This is a genomic window from Microbispora sp. H10885, from assembly GCF_014161415.1.
Classification (GTDB): Bacteria; Actinomycetota; Actinomycetes; order Streptosporangiales; family Streptosporangiaceae; genus Microbispora; species Microbispora triticiradicis.
Genome location: NZ_JABBWY010000001.1, coordinates 727,111 through 743,351 on the forward strand (window position 1 = coordinate 727,111; position 16,241 = coordinate 743,351).

At 62.9% G+C, this 16,241-nt stretch carries 6 protein-coding genes; 2 read left to right on the plus strand and 4 right to left on the minus strand.

What is annotated here, in order from left to right; genetic code table 11:
* Positions 1-159: 159 nt before the first annotated feature.
* Both HHX37_RS37520 and HHX37_RS03200 read right to left on the minus strand, forming a co-directional pair.
* Complete coding sequence (locus HHX37_RS37520; RefSeq protein ID WP_220502548.1) at positions 160-3,036, minus strand: Z1 domain-containing protein; 2,877 nt, start codon at positions 3,034-3,036, stop codon at positions 160-162.
* Positions 3,033-4,463, minus strand: coding sequence for an ATP-binding protein (locus HHX37_RS03200; RefSeq protein WP_220502549.1), 1,431 nt, complete (start codon positions 4,461-4,463; stop codon positions 3,033-3,035). Before HHX37_RS03200 ends, HHX37_RS37520 begins: the two co-directional genes overlap by 4 nt.
* Before the next feature lie 564 nt (positions 4,464-5,027).
* Here HHX37_RS03200 and HHX37_RS03205 point away from each other — a divergent pair.
* Together HHX37_RS03205 and HHX37_RS03210 are read left to right on the plus strand one after the other, a co-directional pair.
* Positions 5,028-12,095 carry a DUF4011 domain-containing protein gene (locus HHX37_RS03205; RefSeq protein WP_182884437.1) on the plus strand — a complete coding sequence of 2,356 codons (7,068 nt, stop codon included), beginning with the start codon at positions 5,028-5,030 and terminating at the stop codon, positions 12,093-12,095.
* Between the two features lie 182 nt (positions 12,096-12,277).
* The gene (locus tag HHX37_RS03210) at positions 12,278-13,867 is read left to right on the plus strand and encodes a hypothetical protein (protein ID WP_182884438.1); all 1,590 of its coding nucleotides are present in this window, start codon (positions 12,278-12,280) and stop codon (positions 13,865-13,867) included.
* A gap of 170 nt (positions 13,868-14,037) precedes the next feature.
* Here HHX37_RS03210 and HHX37_RS37525 read toward each other — a convergent pair whose 3' ends face one another.
* Both HHX37_RS37525 and HHX37_RS03220 read right to left on the minus strand, forming a co-directional pair.
* Complete coding sequence (locus HHX37_RS37525; protein ID WP_182884439.1) at positions 14,038-14,838, minus strand: very short patch repair endonuclease; 801 nt, start codon at positions 14,836-14,838, stop codon at positions 14,038-14,040.
* Entirely contained in the window at positions 14,835-16,118 is a 1,284-nt protein-coding gene (locus HHX37_RS03220; RefSeq protein WP_182884440.1) for a DNA cytosine methyltransferase, read from the minus strand. Before HHX37_RS03220 ends, HHX37_RS37525 begins: the two co-directional genes overlap by 4 nt.
* Between the last annotated feature and the right edge of the window lie 123 nt (positions 16,119-16,241).

Sequence of the window (16,241 nt, forward strand, 5' to 3'; positions counted from 1 at the left end):
TCGGGCGTCGGCGACAGCCTTCATCACCGCCAGCTCCGTCGGATAGTACGGGCGGATCTCAGCGACCATGTGGATTGCGCGCCTGCTCAGGGGATAGGGGGACGGACGTGCAACGACTCGATCCTCTCGTCGAGTCTCCACCGACTCCGGGGCGCGTCGTTATGAGGCATCGACGATGGCCTGCTCAGGCTTCGAGCTGACCTTGGTCCGAAAGGCGATCAGCTTGCGGTCATCCGATGTAGCGGACTCGGGCGCGAGGAGATGGAACGCGAAGGTCAGGTTGCTTGGGTCGATCTCATCACTGGGGTCTCCCGCGACGTAACCCTTCTCCACTACGGGATAGATGATGGCGGCACCTCGCTGTGGACCCCTCAAGCCACGAGCGGTCTCGTCACCCGCCGGCGACTCGCACTTCGAGATCGCGTCCGCCACCGTGCGGTGCCTGGACTCGCTGATCGCGCTGAAGTAGTCCGTACGGATCCTCTTTCGTCGGAACAGGCTCATCGGCTCGCTGCCGAAGATTCGGGCCTTCGCCTCGCCTGTCCGCACGTGCCGCGGGAAGATCAGAACCCAGTCCTTGACCTTCCCGGTCTCGCGAAGCTCAACGAGCCAGGAGAGGTCGGGAATGAAGACATCGCTTGCCGCCCACTCGAGGCGCCTGAGTGCGTCCAGAAGCTCCTCGTGGGTGACCACGGCGACGTCGGCCTCGAACGAGGGAGTGCCGTCCCCGCCGAACCGGACACACCGATCGATCGCAGCGACCAAGGGTCGCCAAACCTCGGCGTTGGCGGCGATGCGCTCGGACTTGCTGGGGTAGGCGCGGGGCTCGATTGGGGCCCCGGGGGAGCGTCGAAGTACGAGCTCCGCGTTGTACATCTTGCTCGCGGACGTCGGCTTGATCCACGGCAGGTGTTGGTGGACAAGCGGTGGTATCTGAGCCGGGGTGATCTGCGGGCGTCCATCGACAAGGTCCGCGTAGCGGCGGAGCTCGTCACGGAAGAGTTCCTCGTCGAGGACAATCCCCTCGAAGGCCTCATGCAGTTCTTCCGTGATGAACAGCCGGACGAGGTCCTGGTAGCCCTTCCGGAAGCCGAACCAGCGTCCCATCTGCATCAGGGTGTCAGCCTGCTTCGTACCCCGGCGGTAATAGGAGACCGTGAGGCCCTCGACTGTGAAACCTCGGGCGAGTTTGTTTCCGCCCACCAGGACTCGCCAGACCGCGTTGTGGTCGAAGTCCAGTTCTTCCCGTTCGGTGTCCTTGTCGCTGTTGACGATGATCACGGGATCCCCGTGGGGTGCGATAAGGCGTACGGCGGTGCCCACATATCGAGCTACCTGATCGAACTCGGGTGTCGCTTCGGCCTGGCCCAGCGTGGTCGAAACTCGGCGGACATCATTCTCGTAGAGCGATCGGAGGCGCTCCAGCCCCCGAGGAGAGAAGTACCCTGCGGAATCCCATAGCTGTCGGAGTTGTCTCGCGGACTCGCTGTGTTGCGCCCGCTGCATAGCCTCGTGGACAAGCATCGTGTGATGCCTGAAGCGGCCATAACCGCATTCCTGCCGGTAGAGCTTCAGTGCGCCGGTGAGCACGAACATGTCCAACGCGTCGCGTAGTTCGTGCTCCTGGGACTCATCGGAGTCGAGATAACGAACATGGGCCTCTTCGGAAGAGTGGGCCCCTTCGATCTCGCCATCATCGAAGTCATGGAAGTCTCGGGCGCCCATGTAGCCGGGTGGTCGCCGCAGAGAGATCAGGAAGTCCTTGGGGAAGATGTCTTGCGCGTCGGTGGGGTCCACGAACACGTTCGCGAAGGGCGTGGCCGTGTACCCCACGTACTGAGCTCTGGGGAGCATCGACAGGAGGTCGGAGATCAGTCGATTGATCGCCGTTCGCTCCTTCTGCTCCTCCTTCCACTTCTTCGGGTTACTCGTGTTCACGGAGGCCTGATCCGACTCATCATCGATAATCAGGGTTGGTATCTCTTCGAGTTGTGTTGTGATCAATCTCAGGTCGGCGACGAGCTTCTTCATGACCGTTGAGTTCTTCTTCAGAACCACGAGTCGCGCGTCGCTATTGAAGAGGTTCGCCGGGTCGTAGAAGGGGCGGTGCCGCTCACGACGCTCGACATCCAGCGCCGCGATTCCCTGGTGAAGGCTCTTGTAGTCCTTCGCGCGAGTGGTGAGCCGGTGGATGTCGGGCCGTCCGGCGTCGGAAGGCAACAGGCCATGACTGACGAACTTCCCGTCTCGCCAGTCATCGTCGTCGCGATAGTCGATCTTGCCCATCGCCTCGATGTTGTTCGGATCGATGCCGCGGAGGATGTTCTCGACGCCCACCAGTTCCATGTCGAGGCGTCGCTGAGTCTGCTCCCGCAGCATGTTCGTCGTGCCAGTGAGGACGATCACCAGTCGGTATCCGACGTCGATGGCTTTGGCGATGACGCCAGTGAAGTTGGCGGTCTTGCCGCTCTGGACGTATCCGACCACCAGGCCACGAGAGGAGTAGATCTCCGGGCGGGTGGGATCCGACAGGCGCTCGACGACCCGATCCGTGGCGACGTCCAGTGAACTGACCGCGTCCGCGTCCCAACCCTTCTCGCGGAGGTGATGGGCGTAGTGGATCCAATAGAAGTTCCGGCGCCTGCGAATCTCGTCGGTGTACCACTCGTCCCACTCTGGCGCGATGACGATGGGGCTGGCGCCGCCGGCGACGGGAAACAGATCCAGGAGAAGGCCGGCCGTGGCGTCGCCGACCCTCAGCCGTCGGATGATGACGTCACGGCGCTCGTTTGTGCTGGGTTTGGTTCCCTCAGTCCACTCGGCGGTCTCGTGCTTGTCCCAAGTCGCCAGCCGTACCTGGAACTCATCGAAAAGCGCGTCGTCGCGATCGGCGGCCTTCAGGAGCTCGCGGAGCGTTGCGTCGGTGGCAGCCACACCTGGGTCGACCCCGTTCGCCATAGCGTGCAAATCGCGCGGTCCCCGCCGGATCATCGCGGAGAGGGCATCCACGTAGGCGTCCTTCAGTTCCGCGCTCACGCCGTACCTCCCGGTAGTGTCTCATCTGTCACTGCTGCTGTGAGGATGGCCTGCCAGAGGTCGATATTGTCCCGGTCGCGAGGACCAAGGTGTTCCCCCTGGAAGGCGTCCTCCATCAGGAGATAGAGCAGTGCCTTGAGTAACGGCGTGTCACCCTGCGCTCTCCTGTAACGCTCGTTGAGCCAAAGGGTCTGCTGATGCCGGTCGATGTCGAAGAACTCGTCCCCGTCCATGACCCGCCAACGGATGTGTATCGGAGGGCGGCCGGGAAGGGTGGGGATCTCAGCGGCCACAGCGTCGCGTATCGCGTCCGAGAAGCCGTCTCCCAAGGGGAGCATCTTCTTGCGCTGGCGTTTGCGCTGTCGAGACTCCTTGAAGCGCTCCTCCGCCGCTTTCAGGTACGCGGCGAACGTCGTTCCATCCTCCGCCGCGGCGTAGTCCACGAGGGCGCCGAACTCAGGTCCGACGACCACCTTGGACTTCTCGGGGTTCATCCGGAAGAGCCCCGCGATGTCATCGTCGATATCCACCTCTACCCGGGCAAGCTGTAGGCGATCTTCCACCCCCTGGAGGCCGCCCCATCCGCCGCCCGCCTGCAGTAGACGATCACGGCGGTAGAAGTACAACCCTTGGCGGGACGCGGCACCTCCCGGAAGCCGGAACTCCGGAGAAGTGGATCGCGGAGGCCAGACATGGCAGACCAAACGAAGCTCACGGCCAGCCAGGCTCGCACGCAGCTCCTTGGGATAACCGGAGAGGCCCGGTCGGCTGTACGCGAACGGGTTCTTCGGTGTGGCGGTGAATCTCGCGCCTGGGAGGGGATGCTCCACGTCCGTCACGTCGAGCGCGATCTGGATTCGCCCATCGGACAAGAACCGGTGAAAGACCAGGCCGAGATGGTTGAAGAGATCTGTGGTCATGCGAGCGACGAAGGTCTCGACACGCGTGGAGTCATTGGTCGCGGGGAAGCACGTCAGGTGATCCCACCGGACCACTGTGCCGCTGTCTCCCATGGGCACGTTCCAATCACGGCGAAGTTCCCCGCTGGCGAAATCCTCCGAGACGATGTCGCATTGAAATCCGCTTCGTCCCGACCGCAAGCGCCATCTGCGGCCCACGGCGGGTCGGCCGGCCGCTCGGGACAGCACGGTGAAGTCATCGGCTTGGCTGAAAGAAGCCGCTTTCAACCCGAGGCCGAACCTGCCCAGGTCGCTGTCGCCATACTCCCGGTGGCCACCAACTGTCATGGCGGCGTCAACTGTCTCGGGTGTCATCCCCTTGCCGTTGTCGACGACGTAAAGCGTCCTGAGATAGCCATCCTGGCGAACCAGACGGATGAGTACATAGGTAGCCCCAGCGTCGATGGAGTTGTCCACGAGATCGGCGAGGGCTGTCTCGAGGGAGTGGTTTCGCCCCAGACTCTCCAAGGCGCGAGGATCCGGGGGCAGATCGACAGATCCAACGACAGGGATGGCCTCTCGCCACTCATCCCGAGTCTCGATATGCGGGACGGATGGGGGCATCGGCGCCGAGGGGGGTGTGAGAGGAGGCGGCTCGATCACGGTCTCTGGCGGAACTGACGGCGGCGCGGGTGGTTCCGCGCCTTCTGGAACCCAGAAGGACCACCCCTCGGGCGGCTTCGGCCACGAGGGATCCGGCTTCCAACCCGAAGGCGGCGTCCATCCAGCTGGAGGCGCTGGCCAGCCGGGGGGTGTGTTGAAGCGCCACGCGGTCACTTCGTCGCTTGAGCCTGCCATAGCCACACCATTCTCGTATGGCTCAGCCTTTACCCGTGGCAACTTGCCGTAAGCCGTCCAGTGTGAGCGCAGTTGACCCATCCGTACATGAAGGGCCATTCTCCTGCTCGTGACTGCTTTGCCACGAGTCACATCGGCCCGGCGCGGCACTGCCGTCATTCTGGTAGCGATGATCAGCTGCTCCGGCTCATGGCAGGCCACGCAGACAGATGATCTTGGAAGGTAGCGGCATAGGTGCGCGTTCTCATGCTCGGCTCGGGGAGCGAAATCCGCGAGCTGCGTCAGCAAGCCGAGCGCTACGGGCTCGACGTCGCTGAACGCCTCACGGCCAGCGTCACCCACGTCGTTATCGATCAGTGGGTCAGTCCTGACGACCCTCGGCTGGTCAAGAGCAAGATCGCTGGCCTGCCTGTCTTCACGGTCACGCAATTCAAGGAGTGGCTGGATCGGACTCTTGGTGGTCGCCGTCCAGAGCTCTGGGACGTGGGTGGGGCCCAAGAACCCGCCCAGGATGAGGACACCTCGGTGGTCGTTCCGCCCCCGCCGGGGCCTGTCGCCGCTCCCGAACCAAAGGCAATCTCTGAGCCGAAGCCCATCTCGCCCCCAAAGGACGCGGAAGAAGTCCTGCTCGGGGTCGTGAGTTCCTGGCGGGACTCGTTGCTCGACCTCAGCGGGCGCAACAGACTCCTCAACTTCAAGCACCTACAGACCGCCACGCTTGAGATCATCGCGCCCTCTCCGGAATCGGTGATCCGAGGGCTCGAACGCGGCCTGTCGTTCGACAAGATCGACGAGGATGGCGAGCGGCCGACTTCTCGTGGCTCGCTCCTGGTCACCCAGAAGAGCACTCAAGCTCAGCTCGACCGTTCGCTGAAGCGCCTCTCGGCGGCATCGACTCAGCACTTCAACGAGACCGGTCTGTGGGTCCTGTACCTCGGCGTGGGCTTCGTGGAATGGCGTGACGATCCTGTGGGGGAGTTCAACGCCGCGCCGATCGTCTTGATCCCGGCACGCCTCGACCGAACCGAAGACGGCTCGTATGACCTTGTCGCGGTCGAGGACAGTGAACCGATCATGAACCCTGCCCTTGCCGTAAAGGCGGCGGAGGTGCGACTCTCGTGGCCCGACCCGGCGGAGTTGGACACAGACAACCTTTCCTGGACGTTGTCGGCTGTACGGCGTGCGGTCTCTCCACGTGGCTGGAAGGTCAACGAGCGTGTGGTGCTCGCGGTTTTCCACGCTCACAAAGAGGCGATGTACCGGGACCTCCTCGACAACGAGGCCCGCATCCTTCAGCACCCCGTCGTGCGTGCCATCGCCCTGGGACCACGTGCGCAGACGGCCGGTGCAGAACCCGCCGCCCTCGCGCCTATGGAAGACATCGATGTCGTCCAGCCGCCAGAGAACACACCTTTGGTCTTGGACGCGGACGCGTCACAGCGCCAGTGCGTCGCGACCGCGGTGGACGGTCGGACCTTCGTCATGGACGGGCCGCCGGGGACGGGCAAGAGCCAGACGATCGCCAACATGATCGCTGCTCTGCTCCACCAAGGACGCAGCGTCCTATTCGTCAGCGAGAAAGCCGCGGCTCTCGATGTGGTCCGTAACCGGCTCGACCTAGTTGGGCTCGGTTCTTTCCTGCTCGCGCTTCATAGCGAGAAAACGGGACGAAAGCAGGTCGCCCAAGAACTCGGCCGCACTCTCGACGAGCGAGTCAAGGCGTCGCGGACGATGAGCGAAGAGGACCGTCACCGGGTGCGTAGCCTGCGACGACGTCTATCCGAGTACGCTGAGGCGATCAACGAGACACGTCGCCCGCTGGATAGAACGCTCCACGATGTCATCGGCAGGCTCGCCGAGCTGCAGGCTGTTCCAAGTCTCCCGGTCGTGGGCGGGGGATTCGTCCCAGGCGAACTCACCGGCCACGCCCTGGTCGACATCCTCGACGCGGCCGACGCTTTGTCCAGGGCCTGGCGGCCGGTCACAGAAGGGCCGGACTTCGTCTGGCGGGACCTGCGAGGCCGAGCCAATCCGTTGCCGGCCGTCGACGCCGCGCTTGAACGATTGGCGAGCCTCGAGCGGTGCCTGGCCAAGCACGGGAAACTCGCCAGCTCACTGGGATTAAATGACCTCGCTTCTGTCGAGCGTCTCCTTGCGACACTGCGGCTCACGCGGAGTCGCCCCGACGTTCCCTCGGGCTGGCTGACCGCAACCGATCTCTCCGGCACGATCACGGAGATCGACCGTTTCGCCGGCGCTCTCGAAGAGGTGCGCTCCCTCGAAACCGCCGCACGACAGATCGCCGGCGACTCGTGGCGCGATATCCCTGTCGACTTGGTCGACGAGATCCCTCTCCACCAGGCATCGCTGGACCGGCTCCAACCAACAGGTGTGCTTCTGTCCGGCTTGGACAGCACGTCCGCCAAGGATCTGGCGAAGAGATTCTCTGACACCATGGCGATGATCACAGCGCACCGTGATTCCCTCCGCGGGATCGCGACTCTGTATGGCGTCGCCGCACCGACCAACGCACAGCAGGCGATCTCTCTTTGTGAACTCACGCTGCTCGCTTGCTCCGCTGACAAGCCCGAAGCCGCCTGGCTCAACTCCGAGGAGCGTGAGCGGGCGCGAAACGCGGCGACGTCGTTGAGCGCGGCGCTCACAGAGCTTCGTGGCGCTCGCGATCGCGCGGAGCTCAACTTCACCGACCGTGTCCTCAGCGCCGACAACCTCGACGATGCCGTGCGGTGGTTGGAGGGTCCCTTCCGGTCGGACATACGCTATCTCGCACGGCTGAGCACGACGTCTACCTACACCGACGGCATGGTCACTCGTGTGCCGCAAGCGATCGACTGGCAGAGGGCCCACCAGGCGTTCTGGCACGTCGCTGAGGAGAGCTTTCCTTCACTTGGCGAGTACTGGTCCGGCGAGAGCACGGACTTCGACCTCATCGACCAGTTGCTAACTGTGGCCGAACGGATCTCGTCCCTCGCGCCACGTATCGTGGACCCCGAGCGTTTCGCCGCCCAGGTGGCTCGCGGCGGGACACCCCATCGGGGGGCGATCGAGTCGGCGCGAGTCCTTCAATCTGGGCTTCGCGGACTTCCGAGGCTCGCGGCCATGTTCGGTGTACGGACACCGGCCACGCTCACGGAAGTCGTCGCGCTCTGTGATCTCATCGCTTTCGCGAACGTCTCCGATAAGCCGCGCGCCTCTTGGCTCGACGCCACAAGTCCCCTGCCGACGCATGACCAGATTCGCACGTTGGAAAGCGTCGTGTACCGGCTGCGTGGCGCACGTGAGCAGGCCACCAGCAGCGGCTTCACAGACGCTGTACTAGCAGCGGATGGCCTCCCGGAGATAGCGGAACGACTTGCGACGCAGAAGGGCATCTTCAGCGTCTTGTCCTCCATCCACCGTGCGGATAGGCGATATGTAGCGGAACTCACGGCCGCAGGTTCGTGGAACAGCGGCCTCGTGGAACTATTACCGCTCGCGCTGGAGTGGCGGCGAGCACAGAGCGCCTTCGATGAAGCAGCGGACGCGAACAAGGACTGGCTGGGAGAGTTCTGGCAGGAAGAGCGGACGGACTTCCACGCCATCATCCGGGCGGTCGAAACCGCACGGAAGATTCGTGAGCTAATTCCCAACCCCGCGGATCTGGGCGCACTCGCCCGGCAAGTCACGCTGGGATCCACTCCAGACCCCGCTGCCATCCGAACCGGTGCCTTGATCTCCGCGCATCTCAAGACGCTGCCGCAGGTGACAGCTGTTTGCGGGCTCCCCGTTCCCGAGACTCTCGGCGAGGTGGTCGCCTTCTGTTCTGTCATGTCCTGCGCCGATGCGGCGAGGAAGCCCGAGCCAGCTTGGTTGGACGACTCCAAGCGGGCGAAGGCCCGGGCTGCGGCCAGCGCCAGCCGGGCCGCGACTGCTCGACTGGCGGCGGCACGCGCGGCGGCTTCGGACATGTTCACCTCGGAGATCCTCTCCGCGAGCGACCTCGAGGAGATCTCCGAAAGGTTTGATGGAGCGCACGCCCGAGCCAAGGCGTACATAGCCCAGTTGACTCGGACTGGCGTGTGGAGTATGGATCTCCTCGACGGCCTCGGCCAGGCTCTGGCCTGGAAGCGTGCCGCCGCCGAGTCCCGAACTATGGAACTGCGGCACGCGGGTTCCCTCGGCTCGTTCTGGGCCGGCGAAGCCACGGACTTCGACGCGATATCGCGAGGACTCGACCAGGCCGACCGCATCGATGAGCGAGCGCGCGATGTCTTCGACAGCGACGCGCTCGCCGTACAGGTCGCTGTAGGCGGCAACACCAACGAGACGGTTCAGCCACTGGCAACGAAGATCGCCGCCGACCTGGAGGAGTGGAAACGGAGCCTCGTACCCGCGCCTCTCAACGGGCCCCGGCTCGGCCTGGAACGTCTCGACTTCGAGAACGCGATCGAATGGTACGGCGAGCATATTTCGGCACTCAACGCGGTGATCGAGTTGAACGAGGCCGTGCACGGCACGGACGGATCGGGTGACGTCGATGAAGCCCGCGCGAAGCTGACGGCGGTACGAGCGGCCATGTCCGCCCAATCGGCATTCGGCGGCGAAGCCGAGCGGCACACAGCGTTGCTAGGTGGTCTCTACGCTCAGGTCGAGACGGACCTCGACCTTGTGGGGCGGTCCCTCAATTGGACCAGGCAGGTGCGAGAAGTCACCGGGAGTATGACGTCCGTCGCCGCCGAAGCCTTCATCCTTTCCACGGACGATCCCCTGCTCGCGGCCGCATACCAGTCGTGGAACGAGGCGAAGTCGGAAGTCCTCGGACTCTTCGACGACGCGAAAGCCAACAGGCTCGCCAAGGCCTTCATAGGCGGTGCCGACGCCGCGCGCGAAACGTTGCTGCGTATGCGATCGGATGCGGACGGTCCTAGGGAATGGCGTGCGTTCACCGGCGCACGCGCCAGGCTGGGCGCGCATGGCCTGAGCGGCATCGTCGACCAAATGATCAGTAGTCGTGTCAGCTCGGATCGGCTATCCGACATGATCGAGCGCGCCATGCTCTCGGCCTGGGTCGATGTCGTACTCGAGAACGATGAACGCCTTGAGGATGTTCGAGGTGTAGACCAGGATGCGCAGATCAAGGACTTCCGCAAGCTTGATCAACTTCTGATCTCGACCGCGCACGCCTTGGTGATTGACGCTTGCAACACTCGTCGCCCTAAGCCGAACGTGGGAGAAGCCGCCACGATCGCGCGGGAGGCGCAGAAGAAGACGCGCCACAAGCCTGTTCGGACGCTGCTCGCCGAAGCCGGTCACGCGATTCAAGCACTCAAGCCGTGCCTCATGATGAGCCCGCTCACCGTCAGCCAGTTCCTGCCGACCGACTACACCTTCGACGTGGTCATCTTCGACGAGGCGTCCCAGGTGCTTCCCCAGGACGCGGTCAACTGCGTGTACCGCGGGAAGTCTCTAATCGTTGCGGGCGACCAGAATCAGCTTCCCCCGACGTCGTTCTTCACTGGGTCTTCCGGCGATGAGTCGGAGGATTACGACGAGGACACCCCCGACGCCTTCGAATCGCTGCTCGACCTGTGCAAGGCGAGTGGTGTGATCCCCAGCCTGCCTCTTCAGTGGCACTACCGCAGCAGGCATGAGGGTCTCATCGCCTTCAGCAACCGGGAGTTCTACGAGAACACTATGGTCACCTTCCCAGGGCCGGTGGAAGGCGGTCAGGACGTAGGTGTGAGCTTCGTCAAGGTCGACGGTGTCTATGACCGGGGCAAGAGCGCGACGAATCGCATCGAGGCGGCGGCCGTGGCCGAGCGCGTTATTCACCATTACGAGACTCGCCCCGGTCTCTCGCTCGGCGTCGTCGCCATGTCGGAGCGACAGGCGGAGGCGATCTGGGAGGCTGTTGAAGAGGTTCGCCTAGTTCGGCCACGGCTGAACAAGTACTTCGCCGACGATCGGCTCGACGGATTCTTCGTCAAGAACCTGGAGACCGTCCAGGGCGACGAACGAGATGTAATCATCATTTCCATCGGATACGGCCCCGATCACGAAGGCAAGCTGGCGATGAATTTCGGCCCCTTGAACCGCCAGGACGGCTGGCGCCGACTCAATGTCGCGGTCACGCGCGCCCGCAGTCGAGTGGAGGTCCTGGCCTCCCTCCGGAGCTCCGACATCGATGAGGGCGAGAACGTCAGCAGGCGGCACCTGAAGCGTTATCTCGCCTACGCGGAAGGAGACACAGGCTCGATCGGACGTCACGAAGGTGACGTGGGCGACCCTGGGTTGTTCGGGCCATTCGAAGAGGTTATCGCCTCCACACTGGAGGAATGGGGCTACGACGTCGAGCGTCGGCTGGGAGTCGCCGGCTACAAGATCGATATAGCGGTTCGGCACCCTGAGCGACGCGAGAATTTCGTTATCGGCGTGGAATGTGACGGCGGCATGTACGGTTCCGCCAGGGCGACGCGCGACCGCGATCGTCTTCGCGGGGAAGTGCTGAGGCGCCTTGGTTGGCGCCTCCACCGGGTGTGGAGCATCGACTGGCTCCGTGATCCCGAGGGTACGAAAGAACGTCTGCGGTCGGCGATCACCGACGCCATGACCAACATCGAGCAACCGGTCAAGGTGCGTGAGCGAAGTCCGTTCGCTGTGCCCGCGATTCGGACGGTGGACGCGAGGAACTACACGCCCGGGAGGGACTGGGCAGTGCCATACAAGATGGCCCGCCTTCCCTCAGTCGATCTCTACTGGGACGACACCTCTCAAGTCGGTGACATGATCTATACGATCGCGCAGGCGGAAGCTCCGATCCATTGGGACCTGGTACGCCAACGCCTTCGCGACTGGTGGTCGGCAAGGATCACAGCGAGTGTCGATGAGGCCCTTCAGGAAGCGCTGAGACTCCTGATTCGACGGAAGCGGGTACGCCAGCGTGGTGATTTCCTCTACTTGCCTGGCATGAATGTGAATCTGGCTCGGACGCCATCCGCCGGCGTCACTCGCAAGATCAGCCACATCGCCCCGGAGGAACGACAGATCGTGCTGGTCCAGCTGGCCAAGGAAGCGCCGGGTATCGAAGAACAGGAGTTGTTCACCGAGACGGTGAGATTTTTCGGAGGAGGCAGGAGCAGCTGGATCAGTAGCGAGTTGCTCGCTGACGACCTGCGGGTTCTCATACGCCGTGGTGCTCTCGATGGACTGACGGTTCGTTACTCAAGCGACGCATTGCTTAGGGCGGCGCGGAACCGTGAGCGGGCGTCGTCGGACAAGCCTACGAAGACCAGCATCGTGTAGTCGACCGTTACCAGCGCCCGCGTTCACGGGCCGCGTCCGGCGTGCCAGCCCAGCGTAGGTGTCCCTGTTGTGCAGGAGCTCTTGAGGCTCGAGAGGCTCCTGCACCTCATCCAACGCGATCGCCTGGGCGACGGCTGTGAAAGCAGTTGTCTTTCACCTGCTTTGATGGCGGAATAGTCTCCATGAGAAACGCTCATGACGAACTGGCGGGTTACCTCAAGAGCCGCCGTCAGATGGTGTCTAGATTGAAGGCCTGGCGAGCAGGGCCGGATCGTATCCTCACCCTGCTCCAGCAGGCGGCACGGATACGGCACGAAGAGGCGCTAATATCGGGCGATCCACATGTTACCGAAGATTCCGCCTTATGGACGAGAATTTTCGCCCGCCTGGTCAACTGGAACGCTCGCTTCCCGTACGGCCACGGGGACTGCTCACAGAAGGACGCCGGAGAGGTCGTAGCTTTCGCAAGAGAGCTCGACGCTACAGAGCGGCTCGAAACCGCAATTAGCGTTGGCGCGTTCTCGGTCACCAAGTCATCGGGTCTTTTCAAGCTTGCCATCACTCAGGATCCTGCCATTGAGGCGGCCGATCTCATGCTGGAAGTGTTGACCAGCCCACGAAGATACCCGGATACCGGCGGTTCTGAAGTCAATGTTTGGCTCAACCGCCTTGCACGGGGAAAGGGCACCGCAGGGATCCCGACGAATGTACTCAGGTCGTCAGCCCAGTGGGGGAGGAAGGCTATTGAGGCTTACCGGGCAGCGCTTCCAGAAGGAAGTCTCCAAGATTCCTTCACGCTCCGGGGGCAGCTGACGGTGGGTAACGCTGTCCAATACTGGGCAGCCCTGGTTGGGCTCTGTTACCTACTAGACAGGATCGCAGCCATCACCCGGGATACGAGGGCCACGCTGATGTCGATGCATAAGAATACAATTGCGGAGAGGCTGGCCGACGCCGTCGGAGAGGGGGCGGGTCTGGAGCTGGCTCAAGAGGTCGTTGAGCTGGCGACCTTCACTCCGGGAGCCAGTCCCCTCGCCGCTCCCCTCATTCCGTGCGGAGACCGGCTCATCATTTGCCCCGCCCTTGTGAATCCAATTGGCACAGAGCGTCTGCTGCTGCGAGCTGTCGCAAGCGACCCATCCCGCTCTGGGAAGCTGAGTAAAGACCTTGGTAGACGGGCTAACGCATGGGGTAAGTTTTTGCGTGAGATCCCGGGAGTACTTGTGACTGAAGGGGTCATGATCAAGCGGGCAGCCGGAGGAATCGCGGGGGACTTGGACGTGGTGGCTGTTGATCCTTCTGCGGGCGTTGGCATCTGCTTAGAGGTGAAATGGCCTATCGACGCCCAATCATTGGGAGAGTCGATGAAAATCGCGGACATCACAGATAAAGGCGTAAGACAGCTCGACCGTCTCAGGTCCTTTCTCGCCACAGACAACGCGATTTACGCCCTTCCTTCAGGCTGGCCTCGATTCGCGGAGGTCGAGTGGGCTTGGGCGGTGGGAACGCCTCAGCAGCTCTATGCTGGCACGCTCCCCGTGCACGATATTCATGTCACATCCCTGCGCTATATCATGCAGCTGCCGAAGCCGGCTACGCTTGGCCAGCTGATAGGCGGAATCACCAGCCCCTCTTGGCCCCAAAGAGATCGCCACTTCGAGGTGCGTCCAGCGCGAATGCAGATTGGGGCGATCCGAATCGAGCAGGAGACGATCGCACTCACGCGAACGCCACGCTGGTCACCCAAATACCCGGAAGATGGCAATGGCTGATTCTTATCCGGGCTTCTTTGCTTGTCCGCATGCTGGTTCCTGCTAACGTGATGTACGGACGTGCCGGCCAACCAAAGCAACCAACAAAAACCTAGAGAAAATCAGATCATCTAGTGGGGGCCGGGAGCGTGTAGTCACTAACCGCCTGCATGAGTAGCCTGATGCATGTGTTAACCCCGGGAGGCGGCGCTTTCTCTTCGCATGGCTACTGCTGCAGCCACCCGCTCAGCCGCCTCGGTGGGTGATTCGTGTTCCCAAACGCGGATGACTAGCCAACCGGATTCAATGAATACACGATCGGTATCTCTGTCGCGGGCTTGATTCTCGGCGATCTTACTGGTCCAGAATTCGCTGTTCCGTTGGGATGCCCTATGGTGCTCGGGGCATCCATGCCAGAAGCAGCCGTCGGAGAAGACCGCTACTTTGGCACCTCTGAACACTACGTCCGCGCGTCGCCTGAATCCATCGATAGGCGCGACATCGACGCGGTAGCGGAGGCCGAGGCTGTGGATAGCCTTGCGGAGGGCGAGTTCCGGCTTGGTATCCTTTCCGCGGTTTCCGCGCATTGAGGCGCGAATGGCGGGTGAGCTCGCCCACGATTCGTCTGGCATCGAATCATCTGGCGTCCGCACGAATCCTTTGGACGTGGCGATCTCCCAAGCTACGGCAAGATTGCGCGCTCTTGTCGCTTCTTCCACCTCACCGAGGTACTCCACCTGGGTCTTGCCGGCGTTCGACCATCGCAGGTACGCACGAATGCGTCGTGTACGCCGTCGGAGCTTCAGTTCGACCGATGCCCTGGCGGTTCTGCCGTCACCGAGATCGACCATGCGCCGGTTCGAGCCGCCTGCCGCACGGTCCTGCTCCTTCGTGCGTGCGGATTGGGGCAGGTCAGGCTTACAGCGCCAGGCGCTGTCGGGAGGGCATTCCTTCTTCCAACGACCTAGCTCCTGTCCTTTGGCCGGGCTCATGTCGGCTTCTCTGCCTCGCCGAGGATCTTCGCGACAGCCTCAGCGAAGGCATGTCCGAGTAGCACCGGGACGGCGTTGCCGAGTTGCCGCATCTTCTCTCCGCGGGATCCGGCGAGGGTCCAGGTGTCGGGGAAGGTCATCACCCGGGCGGTTTCGCGCACGGACATGTAACGATGGGACCCGTCGTCGAGCGCTACCACCGATTCCCCACCGGGCACTCCGTGAACGCCTGCCTTCACTGTCTTCGCGGGGCGGTCCAGTTCGTTAGGGGTGTGGCCTTTGTAGATCCGAGCGTCCGGCCAGCCGACATGATCGGTGAACCCGCCGAGGAATCGCTCCTTGCGGTCGAGGTGCTCGATCGGAATGGGTGGGAGCGTTCTCTGCCCGTCGATGCCTTTGATGGCGTCCCTGAGCGTTCGCCAAGCCGGTTTCTGGTCCACCGCCGAAAGGAGTGTCTGTTGCGGAAGTCTCTCCATGACCCTCTCCCGGACGTTCCGAGGGACTTCTGGATGCCTGTCCCAGTATGTTCCGTCGGCCATGGACGCGTACAAACTGGCTTCGGAGAACTGCGGCTTCACCAATTCTTCGAATCTCTTCATGTCCACGCCCAAGTCTCGGCGGAACGCGACGAGGATGACTCGATTCCTGATCTGAGGGACTCCGTAGTCGGCCGCGTTGACCGCGAAGTGCTGAACGTCGTACCGCTCGTCCGACGGACCGCCGTCCTTGTCGATCAGCTCGCGCAGTCGCGTGTCGTGTTCATGCCACAAACTGCCTTCCCGGCGCTGTTCGAACGGCAGCGTGAGCTCTCTCTTGATGTACTCGAAGTAAGGTACGAACGATTGGCGTAGGAGTCCTCTCACGTTCTCGCAGATGACGACCTTGGGACTCATCTCCCGTACGGCCCTGAACATGTGAGGGAAGCCGTTGCGGTGATCCTCGTCCCCGCGGCCGGTTCCGCCCAGGCTGAACGGCTGGCAGGGCGGACCTCCCGCGAGTACGTCGACCAGGCCGACGAGATGGTCGAATTCGGCTTTCGCCACGTCGCCGCGTAGAAGCGGCGGCCTCTCCCCGGAGGTGGGGATGGGAGGCCGCTCTCCTTCGATGTCATACGGTTTGGCGCCGTTGGCGACGAGGGTCTCGCACGCCCACTTGGCGAACTCGTTCAAGAGCAAGGGTCTGAAGCCGGCGCGTGCGACGGCCATCGCCAGCCCTCCGCCGCCCGCGAACAGTTCGACGCTCGTTCTGTCCTGATTGGCGGAATCCAGCAGCTCAGACATTGCCGAAGTGTACCGCGGAGTTGATGATCCAAGCCACCTCCCGCCGAGTGGAAATCGAAAACGGTGTCGAACCTGGGGTGTGGCGGAGGACGCCGATGGCCCGGCACCGGCTCGCGCGGCCCC